The following is a 14089-nucleotide window of genomic DNA, read 5'->3' on the forward strand; positions in this document are numbered from 1 at the left end:
CTCCACATTTTTCCCTACATTATATATACATTTTTTACACACCTATTTATTGACCGATTTTCACTTCTTCTTTTTTCGTATCTTTGTTGATCCAAGACATCATGCCACGCAGCTGCTCCCCTACTACCTCGATACCATGCTCGGATTCCAGACGGCGACGGGAAGTGAAGCCAGGACGGTTTGCTTGGTTTTCCAAGATCCAATTGCGCGCGAATGTACCGTCTTGGATTTCTGCCAGTACTTTTTTCATTTCTTTGCGAGTCTCATCTGTGATGATGCGACGACCTGTGCTGTAGTCACCATACTCAGCAGTGTCACTGATGGAGTAGCGCATACGAGCCAAGCCACCCTCGTACATCAGGTCAACAATCAGCTTCAGCTCATGCAAGCACTCGAAGTAGGCGATCTCAGGAGCATAACCTGCTTCCACCAATGTATCGAAGCCTGCTTTTACCAGCTCGCTTGCGCCACCGCACAATACTGCTTGCTCACCGAACAGGTCTGTTTCTGTCTCTTCACGGAAAGAAGTTTCGATTACGCCCGCTTTTGTGCAACCGATACCGCTGGAGTATGCGAGTGCCAGATCTTTCGCGTTGCCAGTTGCATCTTGGTAAATTGCGATCAAACCAGGTACGCCGAAGCCTTCTTGGTATACGCGACGAACAAGGTGACCCGGGCTTTTTGGCGCTGCCATGATTACGTCTACATCAGCTGGCGGCACGATTTGCGCGTAGTGGATGTTGAACCCGTGTGAGAAGCAAAGTGCAGCCCCGGATTTCAGGTTTGGAGCGATCTCGTCGCGGTATACTTGTGCTTGACGCTCATCTGGCATCAGGATTTGAACTACGTCAGCGCGTTTGGTTGCTTCGGCTACAGTCAAAACTTCAAAACCGTCTTTCGCTGCAACATCCCAAGATTTCCCTGGACGAAGACCCACCACTACTTTATAACCGCTGTCGCGCAGGTTTTGTGCTTGTGCATGACCTTGGCTACCGTAACCGATGATTGCGATTGTTTTTCCACGCAGTACCTCTTGTTTTACGTCCGCTTCATAATACATTTTTACCATTTGTATAGCCTCCCTAAAAATGTTTAGTTTGAATTTCTATTCTGAAATTTTTCAATTTAAACCGTTGCTGCGGCTGTTACTGGAACAATACTGCGCGCCATCGCTACTGAACCTGTTCTTGTCAATTCAATAACGCCGTAGCTTTGTAATAGTACGAGCAGCGCATCAATCTTTTCGGTGTCACCCGTTACTTGCACGATTAGTGAGCTAGGACCCACATCGACGATCGCGGCACGGAACGGTTCGACAATTCCATTTAACTCTGCCAGCTGGCTGGGCGATGCCGTCACTTTTATCAGTGCCAGTTCCCGTGAAACAAAAGGGTTCTCGCTGAGATTCGTGACTGAGATGACATCGATCAGCTTGTGCAATTGCTTCATGAGCTGATTGATTTGGCGGTCATCTCCCCCGGTTGAAATGATCATCCGGGACAGCCCCTGTTCTTCCGTGCCTCCCACCGTAATGCTGTCGATGTTGAAGCCGCGTTGGCCGAACAGTGTCGCCACTCTAGTCAAAACGCCTGGTTGGTCGTTGACGAGTACGGAAATGGTATGTTGCTGCATCCTAATCGTCCCCCAATTCCATCTGATCTAGTGTGTTGCCTGATGCAACCATCGGATATACGTTTTCTTCCTGTGCAACTCGGAAGTCCACCACGACTGGTCCATCATGCGCAAGTGCCTCTGCCCAAACTGCTTCGGCTTCCTCTGGCGTGTGTGCTCGCAAGCCTTTTACGCCATATGCTTCCGCCAGTTTCACAAAATCCGGGCTGCATGTCAGATCGATTTGGCTATAGCGGTTATCGTAGAAGAGCTCCTGCCATTGACGAACCATTCCCAAGCACTGGTTGTTCACAATCGCTACTTTGACCGGAATGTTGTATTGGGAGACAATAGCCAGCTCCTGGTTGGTCATCTGGAATCCGCCATCCCCTACGACAGAGATTACCGTGCGATCTGGGTGAGCGATCTGTGCGCCAATTGCCGCCGGGAAGCCGAAGCCCATCGTGCCGAGACCACCGGAAGAGATAAAGGAGCGCGGGTGCTTGAACTTATAGTATTGAGCTGTCCACATCTGGTGTTGTCCAACGTCTGTTGTGACGATCGCTTCCCCATCTGTGGAGTTGTACAAGAGTTCAATCACTGCTTGTGGCTTCAAAACGTCGCCATCTTTTTTGTACTTGTACGGATATTGTTCTTTCCACTCTTTCAACTGGCTGATCCACGCTTCTGAATCACAAGCTTTTGCGAGCGGAGTTGCTTTTGCCAGCGTGCTCTTCACGTCGCCCGCTACTGTTACCGCTGTGTCTACGTTTTTCCCCAGCTCTGCTGGATCGATGTCGACGTGTACGATGCGGGCTTTTGGTGCGAACTCCTTCGTGCGTCCCATCGTGATCCGGTCATCAAAGCGTGCTCCTAGACCAATCACACAATCCGCATTCAAGAGTGCTTGGTTCGCTGTGTAATTTCCGTGCATCCCCGGCATTGCCAACGATAACTCATGTGTTCCTGGGAAACCGCCCAATCCCATGAAGGTGTTGATCACCGGGATGCGTGTTTTTTCAGCAAAGTCGCGCAATTCTTTCTCTGCTTGAGCTGCAATGATTCCCCCGCCCGCCAAAATGACTGGACGCTTCGCTTCACTAACGGCTTTGACAAACTCTTGTACTTCTTCGTCACTTGGTACGAGTGAAGCGCGGTAGCCGCGAATTTCCACTTTATCCGGGTAGGTAAATGGTGCCTTCTCATTGGCGACGTCTTTTGGAATGTCGATCAATACTGGGCCGGGACGGCCAGTTGTCGCAATGTGGAACGCTTCCTTTACAATCCGCGGGAGATCGCGAATATCGCGGACAAAGTAGCTGTGCTTCGTAATCGGGATGGTAATTCCCGTAATGTTCGCCTCTTGGAACGCATCGGTACCAATCAGTGACTGTGCCACGTTACCCGTGATGCAGACCAGCGGAACCGAGTCCATCTGAGCAGTTGCAATCCCTGTTACAAGGTTCGTTGCTCCCGGACCAGAAGTGGCGATACATACACCCGGTTTGCCAGTCGCTCGGGCATATCCGTCAGCAGCGTGGATAGCGCCTTGCTCGTGGCGAGTCAAAATGTGCTTGAAGTAGCTCCCGTACAGGGAGTCATAAATGGGGAGAACCGCCCCGCCTGGATAGCCGAAAATGTATTCGACCTCCTCCAGGATCAAACAGCGAAGCAGTGTTTCTGCTCCTGACACCTCTTCCCCGAACTGAATCGGTGGAATGCCGTTCTTTTTCTGCAATTCGGCCATTTCAACACTCATTGCTCTCTCCTCCTCCCAATTCCAACAGGTATTGAAAATAACTATAGACACATAGAAAAACCCTTTCGCCCCGACACGGTTCGATTTCCATGTCTTTTGGGGCGAAAGGGTTCGCGGTACCACCCAACTTTATCGGCGCCTCGCGGTCAGCCGATCTCAGCCAGTCACAACAAATGTGGACTGTAACACGTTAACGGGTGTTAAGCGGTTTGGCCTACTACCTGCAAAGCAAGTTTCAGCAAAACGGCTCGGAGGTGAGCAATGCGACGTACCCTATACCCGTTTCTCAGCATCAGGGCTCTCTGTAAAAGGGGAAACGCGCACCGTCCTCGTCATAGCCTGCTATTTAAAAAATATTTTCAATATTGTTGTTGTCAGAATAAAGTGTTACGTCTGATTATAGCTAGGCACCTAGGGGGTGTCAACGAAAACAAAAAGATTTTACTAGACTTTCGTCCGAACGAATGCTCAGTTGGAAATGGCTTTACAGCGCGGTTTTTGCGTGAAAGCGGATACAACAAAACAGTCAAAACCGTTTTGTTGACCGCAAGCAGTCGCGTATACTCTTATGAAAAAGTCGAGACGTTTTTTACCAAACTTGTCCCGTTTTTGCAACGGAAAAAGAACGGCTTTGCCGTCCCTCTCCTGCTCTTCCGGTTCCGTTTTATTGCGGAGATTTCAATCCCTCAATCAAAATCGTTGCGACTTCCGGACGTGTAAATTCCGGAGGTGGCGTCATCCCGTTTCTCAACATTTCTCTCACTTTTGTTCCCGATAAGGTCATATGAAAATCTCTGTCATGCGGGCACGTCTTGGTCGTCGCCATCCCTTGGCAGGCGTTGCAGTAAAAGCTGTGCTCAAAAAAGAGCAGCTGGATACCGAGCTCGCCTGGCGCAAACTCGGAAAAGATGTGCTGCGCATCATACGTGCCGTAGTAATCGCCTACCCCTGCGTGATCACGGCCGACGATAAAGTGTGTACAACCGTAATTTTTTCGTACCAATGCGTGGAACACCGCCTCACGCGGACCTGCATATCGCATAGCAGCCGGAAAAGCACCGAGCAGTACACGGTTGTGTGGATAGTAATTTTCCAGAAGGGCGAGATAGCTTTTCATTCGTACCTGTGCAGGAACATCGTCTGATTTCGTTTCCCCCATCAAGGGGTTGAGAAAAAGGCCATCAACAATCTCCAATGCGGCTTTTTGAATATACTCATGCGCCCGGTGAACAGGATTGCGTGTTTGGAAACCAACCACTGTTTTCCAGCCATTTTCTCGAAATCTTTTTCTGGTTTCTGCCGGCGTCAAATAAAAATCAGAGAAGCGCTCAGGCTGTGGCTTTTGCAGGATTTCTACAGGCCCACCCACGTATAGGTTTGGCTTTTCAAACAGCTTTTTCACACCGGGGTGAGCTATATCCACCGTGCGAAAAACGAGCGCTGCCTCACGCATTTTATCTGGCACAAAGCAGCTTTTCACCTGCAAAATCGCATAGTCCACTCCATCTTCCCCACGTAACAGAATGCTGTCACCAGGCACAAGATCGTCGTGCTCATCTGCATCGACAGCTAATGTCACCGGCAACGGCCAAATCGCTCCATTGGCCAGACGCATCGTTTCCACGACCGTGTGGTAATCCGCCTCTTCCATGAAACCAGTCAACGGCGAAAATGCTCCGATGGCAAGACATTCGATGTCCGACAGGGTCCATTTGTCCACGATAATGGCTTTTTTGATCCCGTGCGGCAAGATCGCTTGCTTCACATCTTTCCCTCCTGCGCTGTTCATTTGTGCAGACCGCATTCGGTCTTTTCGAAGCCAGCCCACCGTCCCGACCGAGAATCTTGGCCAGGAAGGACAGCGCGCGTGCATACTCGGCAGCCAATGCTTGGATAGTTCCGGTCGTGTAATGGATTGTAAGGGACATCATGTGCATGGATATATTCCCACACCTGGGCCTCCGTCCAATCTGCTAGCGGATTGAATTTGACCAGGTTGAATTTTTCGTCCCACTCCACTTTTTTTGTATTCGCTCGGGTAGGTGATTGCTCGCGGCGGATGCCTGTAATCCACGCCTGATAGTTGGACAGGACGCGCTTTAATGGCTCTACCTTTCGAATCTCGCAGCAAAGATTCGGTTCTCGCTCCCACAGATTGTCTCCGTGTTTTACTGCCTGCTCGGCTAACGTCACCTGTGGCTGCACTTGAATAAATGTCGTGCCGTATCTGACTTGCAGCTTGTCACGCGTATCGTACGTTTCAGCAAAATGAATGTTGGTATCGAGGTAAAATACAGGAATCGTGGGAGCCAATTTGTGCAGCATGTCGATTAAAACGACATCTTCAGCGCCAAAGCTGGCAGCTAGAATCAGACTCGCTGCATAGTTTTCCACGGCGTTCACAAGTACATCTTGGGGCGCTTGAGCTTCCAGTCTGCTTGCCCATTCCTGTAATTCCTCATCCGCCATTTTCTGGCGATTGCTCATCAGCGAAACTCCTCTCTTGCTAGGATTCACCCACCATCATATGCCTAGTGACTGGAAGTGGCGCATCGTCCACCTATATCCAACTCGCCCAAACCAAACGGTCATGATCGTTTGATTGAATGCAAGCGGTCGCATCCACTTTTTTGAAAAACATATCGAGATGTTTCGATCCCCCGATGAGAGAGGACGCTTTTCACAGGAAAAAAGCCGCCAGACAGGGTCTGACAGCTTTCTTCTGCTTTATTTCTCCTCTTTTTCGTTTACGGTGGGGGCGAAAATAAAAGAGGCTCCGGTTTGTTGCGTGTTTTTGACCTCGTTTTTTTGAACCGTTGGTACGGCGTATGAACCAGGGGTTACCAAGGAAGGTAGCACCGTGTAAGAATCATCCTTGTCTTTTGCAAACGCTCCTGGCACGAGCAATGCTGAACAGACAACTGCTGTTACACCCATCATCATCCATTTTGGTTTTCTCATCTATGTCTCTCCCTATCCAATGTTTTCCTGTAACGCTTTTTATTGTATGGCAGTAGGGAGTCTGCTCGACACGGACGAAAGATTGTTTTTTTCTCAGACTTGAGATGGATTCATTTTTTTCCAAAAGAAAAAGCATCCTGTTCGGATGCTTGAGCCCATTAGTTTTTTTCTTTCTCGTTTACATTTGGAGCGAAAATAAATGCACTTCCTGTTGTTTGGGTAGCTGTTGTTTGCGTACCTGTCACGGCATCTGTCTTCTGGACTACTGGAGCCGTCGTGTTCGAAGTAGGGGCGAAGAAAGCATTCGTCACGGAATATGCGTCATCTTTCTCTTTGGCAAACGCCCCTGGCACGACCATCGCCGAACATACAACTGCTGTAATTCCTAGCATCATCCACTTTTGTTTTCTCATTTTGATTTCTCTCCCTATCCAATGTTTTCCTCTTATGGCTTTATTGTAAGGGATCAGCCAGGTTGTCTAACACGGACGGGAGGTTGTTTTTTACTCAGACCTAGGGCGGATTCTGCTTTAGGACCATAGCCTAGTTCTGTAAACAACGACGCGAATATGTTCGATCGCATTTTTGCTTACACATCAATCGTTGTCCTTGTATGCTTATACAGCTCTTCAATTGTCTGTCCCTTTGCTCGAGCAAGTACCTCCATGCGCACACTCAGTTGCTTTTTCGCAAACTGCTTCAAATCAGTGACCTTCACTCCGAATGCACTCACCCCTTGTGGGTCATCCATCCAGTCGTACAGATGAGTTGCCATCGGAGCCAGCTCCTCCATCTTTTTGGCAATAACATCGTAAATATGCGGATGCTCACAGATCAATCGCTGCAGCAGGAATGTTCCGTAGCTGATGTGCCGCGATTCGTCTGTCTTCAAATACCCGATTCCTTGCATGAGACCAGGCATGAGCCCCGTTTTGCTGAGTGCTTCGTAAAACGCATAATAGCCAGTCTCTGCGAGCACGCCTTCCACAAACATGTTGTAGACAGTAGAAGCTTCTGCGATAGCTTCGGGCGATTTATCCGTCAGCAGACGATGAAGTGCGTTCGGCAGGATCTCATGGAAAATTCGCTTGTACACATCATCGTGCAAATGATGCAAGTCTCCTGACTCGCCGATGTTGTCGAGAACCAACCGGAAAAACTCCGTATGCTTGGCCTCTTCAAAGAGGAAGGTCGTCAAAAACATTTCCTCCTCCAGTCGCCCTTCCTCTGCAATGACCATGATCAGAGGCAAAAGATCGAGGGTGACAGCCTCTTCCCCACCAAGAAAACCAGCAATCCGTCCCAAGGTTTCTTCCTTCTGCTCTGGATTCATATTCGCGTAATCTTCGCGGTCTTGTGTAAAATCAATGTCCTGCGGGTTCCAAATGCCGTATCTCTTCGCTTTTTGATACAACTGGTATGGCAGTAGCTCCTGGTCTAATCCTTTTTGGCTGATCGAAACAAAACCATTCCTCATCCCCATCCAACCTTTCTTTTTTCTGATACGCCTTCTATTTCGAATGAATGAAAGAAGTTGTAGGATTGTTAATTTATACCAATTCTATTCTTTACGCTCTGATCTGCGGTTTGATAAAATGAAGGCGCTGTAGGTTGATTATAGGTCAGGCTGAACGATCGTTCATATCCCCAAAAATCAGGGGGGTCATCACTCAAATGGAGGTGGCAATCACTCCATGGTCAGTCCAGAGCTGAACATGTACATCGATCGAATCGAAGAAACGGCATATTACGAGGAGAAACTAGTGCTTGCTGTACGCGGTTTCGTGGATCTCTTTCCTTTTACAGGGGCCATTCTGTGCAATTACTCCACGCTCAGTCAAACGGGTGAGGGACTATGGTCAATCCTTGACAAAGAGTTATGCTCCATTCGAAATATCCGGGTGGACTTGCGTAATATGCCCCTTATCCAGCAGGCGATCCGTGAACAGAGAGCCGTACTACTAGATTCTGAGGCGATTCGTCAGTTGCCGCCCCATTTAGTGTACGGCGCCCCTTATGCGCTCATTCTCCCTATCAGCTATGGGCCTAATGTACTCGGCTACGCCGGTATTTCCTGGCATCAGGATGGCTGTTCTGGCATCAACCATCCATTGGTACAATCTTTGAGCGCATACTGTTCGATGCTGGGCAAAGTATTGGCAACCGACTCTCTTCGCCCTAAAACCGCCAAGCTCTCACGCCGAGAAGTCGAAGTCATGCAGCGAATGTCATGGGGCGAAAGCGTTAAGGAGATGGCGAACTGGATGGGAATTAGTGAGTTTACCGTACAGGATTACATCAAGTCCGCCTTAAAAAAGCTCGGTGTACAAAATCGCGCACAAGGTGTGGCAGATGCTATTCGCCAGCGAATCATTTGTTGAATAAAAATAGAAAAAACAACCGAATGTGAGCTCGGTTGTTTTTTCTTTGACTCAAACTTCCTTTTCTACGTTCTGATTTCTACCACGTTTCTCGGTGCTGTTCTCGTCCGTTGAATCTCCCTGATTTGAGAAGTAGTCAGATTGCGTCCCACAAAAATGAACGACGAGGTACGATTGTTGAAGCCGAAATTACCAAGGTCGGCAATATCTCGATTCCCCCGAAAGACACGAAAATCGCCTTGATAAGCGGTTCCTGAAAACAGAACGAGTGTCACCCGGCCATTATTCCCTGCTCGTAATCGAAAACTCGACAGTACGTCATTGAATTCAAGAGCTTGACACTCTCTAACTGCTACCCCACGTCTACGAAAACGAATACGACGAGCTTCAAAGTTTCGACCTGCCCATAGGCTTACTCGTAATTCTGCCATGCCACTCACCTCCTTCTATCTTTGCTATAAGATATGACAAGGAGATTGATAGCGTGTGGACAGGTGTAGGATGCTATTCGTTTGATTTTGCTCCAGACCACAACAAAAAAGCCAACCTTGCCCTCAATCGGGAAGATCGGCTCTTCTATTCAAAAATTAAGCGTTCAGTTTGCTTTTTGCAACTGTTGCCAGTTCGTTGAACGCAGCTTTGTCGTTAACAGCCAAGTCAGCCAGCATTTTGCGGTTAACTTCGATGCCAGCAACTTTCAGGCCGTGCATCAAACGGCTGTAGGACAGACCGTTCATGCGAGCTTGTGCGTTGATACGAGTGATCCACAATTTGCGGAAATCACGTTTCTTTTGACGACGGTCACGGTATGCATACAGCAGGGATTTCATTACCTGCGCATTAGCGGATTTAAACAGGCGATGTTTGGAACCGAAGTATCCTTTCGCCAGCTTCAGGATTTTCTTATGACGACGGCGTGTAACAATGCCACCTTTTACTCTTGGCATACTAAACTCCTCCTGGTCTTTCCAGCATGGCGGCCTACTACTAGGCGCTTAGGGAGCTCATGCTGCGTAATGGTGTGTAATAAAGAAAAACTTACAGGTAAGTGAGCATTTGCTCAATACGTTTTTGATCGCCTTTGGAAACGAGTGCAGCTTTGCGCAGGTGGCGCTTAGCTTTCGTCGATTTGTTAGCGAACAAGTGGCTACCAAACGCACGGTCGCGCTTCAATTGGCCGCTTCCAGTCTTTTTGAAACGTTTCGCAGCGGCCTTGTTGGTTTTCATTTTAGGCATCTGAAAAATCCTCCTGTCTAAACTACTATCTTACTGCTTTTCCGCTTTCGGAGCCAGAATCATGATCATGCTGCGGCCCTCGATCTTCGGCTTGCGCTCAGGCGTAGCGAGATCTTCACACTGGGCAGCTACACGTTCCATAACGCCTAGTCCAATTTCGGAGTGGGTGATTTCACGTCCACGGAAACGGATCGTACACTTCACCTTGTGTTGATCCTCCAAGAACTTGCGGACGTTGCGAAGCTTTGTTTGAAAATCGTGTTCCTCGATGTTAGAAGAAAAACGCACTTCTTTCAGCTCGATGATCTTCTGGTTTTTACGCGCTTCTTTTTCCTTTTTCGCCTGCTCGTATTTGAACTTTCCATAGTCCATGATACGGCATACAGGCGGCTTGGCTGTAGGAGCAACGTTTACCAGATCCAATTCAGCTTCCTGGGCAATGCGCAATGCTTCCCTAAAAGGTACGACTCCCAATTGGCTCCCGTCAGCACCGATTAAACGGACTTCACGGGCACGGATCGCTTCGTTAATTAACATTTGATCCTTGCTAATACTTGCCACCCCCGTCAATTTCGAGAAGGAACAAAAATGTGCGAACGCATTCTGCGCCCGCACATATCTCACCTAAGCAATTTCATCAGATCCGAGGATCCTTGCGTAAGAGTTACCTGTCAACAGTCGTATACGACGTCGACCCAGGTGAGAAGCTGGGCGCCTCTGCTTGTTCTCGAAGTATGAAGTGTTGTTTATACACGCAATTTATATTACAAGGTAGCTTGGGTTTTGTCAAGGCTAATACCTAATTATCCCCCGATATGGGACATTTCGACCTTTTCACGCTTGTCGAGACCAGGCGTTTCACTTAGCCGTTCCTCCGAGTAGCGCACGTCACGCCGCTCCCAGATCGCACGTATCAGCTCGCGAATTTCTTCATCCGAGCGTCCATCGCGGACTGGTTCGCGCAAATCATCACCGGATGAAGCGAAGAGACAATTGTACAATTTCCCTTCTGCCGACAGGCGAGCCCGCGTACAAGTGGAGCAAAAAGCTTGGGTTACCGATGAGATCAACCCGATCTCCTGGTCCGATCCCTCATAGCGATAGCGAGAAGCCACTTCTCCATAGTAGTTCGCTTCGGTTGCTACCAACGGCATCTCTTCATGGATCATACGCACAATTTCACGGGAAGGTACGACTTGATCCAGCCGCCAGCCGTTACTGTTTCCCACATCCATGAATTCAATAAATCGGAGGGTGTGCCCTTGCTCACGGAAGTACCGTGCCATCGGCAAAATATCTTGATCATTGACCCCGCGCTGTACCACCATGTTGATCTTGATCGAAAGCCCGGCATCTGCTGCAACACGAATCCCATCCAGCACAGCATCGACCTGATAGCCCCTTCCATTCAACATCCCAAAGCGCTCATTATCCAAGCTATCCAGGCTGACCGTTACCCGATCCAACCCTGCTTCTTTTAGTGCTTGCGCATGGCGGGACAAGAGAGAGCCGTTGGTCGTCATCGCAATATCTTGAACGCCTTCTACTTCACGTATCATTCGAATCAATTCAGGCAAATTTCGGCGCATTAATGGCTCTCCGCCGGTAATGCGGATTTTCCCGACCCCAAGCGAAGTAAAGATCTGGGTCAAACGGGTAATTTCCTCAAAGGTCAGCAACTTGCTTTGCGGCAAAAACTCAAAATCCGGTCCAAAAATATCAGCAGGCATGCAATAACGGCAACGAAAATTACATTTATCAGTGACAGATATTCGTAAATCTCGGAGAGGACGGTTCCGTAAATCAAGCACTTTATCTGGCATAGCTGTTCACTCTCCTTTTATCTATAGGACGACTTTTCCCATTCATCTTCATCATACCGTATTTCGACTTCGTTCCAGTCTATTATCTTAAATCGAAATCGCCAAATTTTCAAACGCAAACAGCACATTGTGGCATAAATGGGTTCGCTTTGCAAAAAAAGAGTACGAATTCCTCCTGACATTCGTACTCTTCCTGCTATGCATTCTTATATCTTAAATTTGCGAATCATTCTTTCCAGTTCGCGAGCCATCTGGTTCAAAGATTCAAATGAAACGGCAAACTCTTCCATTGTGGCCAACTGACCTTTGGAGGAAGCCGCCAGATTTTCAGCATTGTGCGCTGAAACCCTTGCAATTTGGGCAGTCTCGTCCACAGATGCTGCTACTTGTTCCGATCCGGCGGACATCTGTTCAGAGACAGCAGATACCTCTTGAATTTGATCGGTTATCTGTTGAATTTCTTGTAAAATGCGTTGGAAGGCTTCTCCGGACTCCAGGACAGTAGACAATCCAACCTGAACATCTTGATTGACGGAATCCATCGAGTTGACCGCCATGGTTGTATCTGTTTGAATCTCCTGAATCAGGGTGGCGATTTGTCGAGCAGACTCATCAGATTGTTCTGCGAGCTTTCTCACTTCATCTGCTACGACAGCAAAACCTCGCCCATGCTCTCCCGCACGAGCAGCTTCAATGGCTGCGTTGAGAGCAAGCAGATTCGTTTGAGAGGCAATTCCTGTTATCACGTCAATGATTTGCACAATTTCTTTGGAACGCTCACCCAATTGCTTGACGACGGATGCGGAATGTTCAACTGAGCCGCGGATGGAGTCCATTTGCTGGATAGCCTTTTGGATGGACTGGTTTCCTAGCTGCGCTTCATCCGCCGTACTTGTAGATGATTCCGAGATAATGGAGGTTGTCTCCGCCACGCGTTGGATGCCAATCGACATTTCTTCCATCGCTCTTGCGGATTCTTCCGTACCTCGGAGCTGATTTTGCGCCCCGCTCGCTACTTCCTGTATCGTGGTAGATATTTTGTTCGCAGTATCTACATTGTCCGCCATGCGAACCGATATGTTGTCTGACGAAGTAGAGAGGGTGTTCACCGCTTTTTGGACTTCTCGAATGAGTCCTTGGATGGATACCTGCATCACCTGAATGCTATGACCAAGCATGCCGATTTCGTCTTTTCTATCCAAAAGGTTTTTGGGCAATTCCGCGGTAAAGTCACCACGACCGATCTGTGCAATCTGGTCAACGATGGCAAGCAATGGCTTGGTAAATTTATGCGAGAAAAGAACGGAGGCAACAGCCGCTAGTAAGGCAAACAAAATACTTAATGCCCCGATGGTGAACCCGATTTGATTAGCTTCTGCAGAGAGCTCCGCTTTTTCAATAAACGAAATATATTTCCAACCGGTTTTGCTGGAAGTAAAGACGTTCGCCAAATACTCGGTATCGTTCATTGTGACCGCAAAGCTGCTGGGGGTATTCTCTGCAATAGCGGCCAATTCAGGAATTTGCGTATCTTTCAGGTTTTTCGAATTGAGCTCGGGGTTCTTGGGATCAGCTAAAATCGTTCCGTCTTTGCCCACCAGCATGAGATAACCCGTTTTCCCAATCTTAATTTCTTTCAAAATATCGGTTAGCCCTTTTAAATTCACATCCAGTCCAACAACGCCCAATGGTTCACCCTTGTTATCCTTTAGCATCGTTACGTTACTGATCACGATACTGTTGTCGCCCAAATAGAGATAAGGATCTGTCGTAATCACTTTTCCGGGATTCTCCATTGGATTTTTGTACCAATCCCTTGTACGTGGATCGTAATTCGCGATGACATCATCTGTCGGCCACTGTATGTATCCTCCGTATTTGGTCGCTAAATAAATGAAGGCAGTATTCGGATGAGAATCGACAAATCGCAGGAAATCTTGAAAAATAGCGGCTTCTACCCCGCCATTTTGCAGGGGGGTATGCTTAGTTTTGGTTGGTTTGTCCATATACGTCGTGATGGTGTTATCTGCACTCTTCAGTAAGGGACTGCTTGCGATCAGGTTGACGTTTTCACGAATCGAGTCGAAATACAAGTTAATCGCGTTGTCTACCTGAGCCACTTCTTTAGTCGAGGACTCAATAAAATAAGTCTGGATTCGCTCCTCCATACTGACATAGACAAATGAGCTAATCACCCCAATCGGGATTAAAATAATGGCAAGAAATGCTGCTATCAGTCTTTGCTTGATGCTTACCCGCATGCGAACCCCCCGCTGTCCTTCTTGATGTTGATAAGTATACTAACTCTTTTCCCGTTC

The 14089-nt window shown here is 48.2% G+C and carries 15 protein-coding genes; 1 reads left to right on the top strand and 14 read right to left on the bottom strand.

Translation table 11 applies throughout. From position 1 onward, the window contains the following. Positions 1-46: 46 nt before the first annotated feature. The 8 genes from ilvC to HPY31_RS11385 all read right to left on the bottom strand — a co-directional run bounded on the left by ilvC (position 47) and on the right by HPY31_RS11385 (position 7814). Entirely contained in the window at positions 47-1069 is a 1023-nt protein-coding gene (ilvC, locus tag HPY31_RS11350; protein WP_012685345.1) for a ketol-acid reductoisomerase, read from the bottom strand. Between the two features lie 56 nt (positions 1070-1125). Beyond that, complete coding sequence (gene ilvN, locus HPY31_RS11355; protein WP_012685344.1) at positions 1126-1632, bottom strand: acetolactate synthase small subunit; 507 nt, start codon at positions 1630-1632, stop codon at positions 1126-1128. A 1-nt stretch (position 1633) separates the two neighbouring features. Continuing rightward, positions 1634-3370: a biosynthetic-type acetolactate synthase large subunit gene (gene ilvB / locus HPY31_RS11360; RefSeq protein WP_172140790.1), complete on the bottom strand. Its 1737-nt coding sequence runs from the start codon at positions 3368-3370 to the stop codon at positions 1634-1636. A gap of 664 nt (positions 3371-4034) precedes the next feature. Continuing rightward, a complete protein-coding gene (gene sat / locus HPY31_RS11365) occupies positions 4035-5174 on the bottom strand; it encodes a sulfate adenylyltransferase (protein WP_172140791.1) in 1140 nt (379 codons plus the stop codon). Next, positions 5156-5857: a phosphoadenylyl-sulfate reductase gene (locus HPY31_RS11370; RefSeq protein WP_172140792.1), complete on the bottom strand. Its 702-nt coding sequence runs from the start codon at positions 5855-5857 to the stop codon at positions 5156-5158. Before HPY31_RS11370 ends, sat begins: the two co-directional genes overlap by 19 nt. Positions 5858-6097: 240 nt before the next feature. Next, entirely contained in the window at positions 6098-6331 is a 234-nt protein-coding gene (locus HPY31_RS11375) for a hypothetical protein (RefSeq protein ID WP_172140793.1), read from the bottom strand. Between the two features lie 158 nt (positions 6332-6489). Continuing rightward, a complete protein-coding gene (locus tag HPY31_RS11380; RefSeq protein ID WP_172140794.1) occupies positions 6490-6744 on the bottom strand; it encodes a hypothetical protein in 255 nt (84 codons plus the stop codon). 176 nt (positions 6745-6920) lie between these two features. Continuing rightward, positions 6921-7814 carry a R2-like ligand-binding oxidase gene (locus HPY31_RS11385; protein WP_256434406.1) on the bottom strand — a complete coding sequence of 298 codons (894 nt, stop codon included), beginning with the start codon at positions 7812-7814 and terminating at the stop codon, positions 6921-6923. 211 nt (positions 7815-8025) lie between these two features. On the opposite strand from HPY31_RS11385, the gene HPY31_RS11390 reads away from it, so the two are divergent. Then, positions 8026-8712 (top strand): helix-turn-helix transcriptional regulator, encoded by a 687-nt coding sequence (locus HPY31_RS11390; RefSeq protein WP_172140796.1) that lies wholly within the window; start codon positions 8026-8028, stop codon positions 8710-8712. Between the two features lie 65 nt (positions 8713-8777). On the opposite strand, the gene HPY31_RS11395 is transcribed toward HPY31_RS11390, so the two are convergent. From HPY31_RS11395 to HPY31_RS11420, 6 genes are all read right to left on the bottom strand, one after another. Further along, on the bottom strand, positions 8778-9143 hold the full coding sequence (locus HPY31_RS11395) for a hypothetical protein (protein ID WP_172140797.1): 366 nt from the start codon (positions 9141-9143) through the stop codon (positions 8778-8780). 156 nt (positions 9144-9299) lie between these two features. Then, positions 9300-9659 carry a 50S ribosomal protein L20 gene (rplT, locus tag HPY31_RS11400; protein WP_007728568.1) on the bottom strand — a complete coding sequence of 120 codons (360 nt, stop codon included), beginning with the start codon at positions 9657-9659 and terminating at the stop codon, positions 9300-9302. A 91-nt stretch (positions 9660-9750) separates the two neighbouring features. Next, positions 9751-9948 carry a 50S ribosomal protein L35 gene (gene rpmI / locus HPY31_RS11405; protein WP_012685334.1) on the bottom strand — a complete coding sequence of 66 codons (198 nt, stop codon included), beginning with the start codon at positions 9946-9948 and terminating at the stop codon, positions 9751-9753. A gap of 30 nt (positions 9949-9978) precedes the next feature. Then, on the bottom strand, positions 9979-10485 hold the full coding sequence (infC, locus tag HPY31_RS11410; RefSeq protein ID WP_035984450.1) for a translation initiation factor IF-3: 507 nt from the start codon (positions 10483-10485) through the stop codon (positions 9979-9981). Between the two features lie 266 nt (positions 10486-10751). Beyond that, positions 10752-11771 (bottom strand): GTP 3',8-cyclase MoaA, encoded by a 1020-nt coding sequence (moaA, locus tag HPY31_RS11415; RefSeq protein WP_172140798.1) that lies wholly within the window; start codon positions 11769-11771, stop codon positions 10752-10754. Positions 11772-11977: 206 nt separating this feature from the next. Further along, entirely contained in the window at positions 11978-14032 is a 2055-nt protein-coding gene (locus tag HPY31_RS11420; RefSeq protein ID WP_172140799.1) for a methyl-accepting chemotaxis protein, read from the bottom strand. Between the last annotated feature and the right edge of the window lie 57 nt (positions 14033-14089).

It is taken from the genome of Brevibacillus sp. HB1.3, from assembly GCF_013186635.1.
GTDB lineage: Bacteria > Bacillota > Bacilli > Brevibacillales > Brevibacillaceae > Brevibacillus > Brevibacillus brevis_D.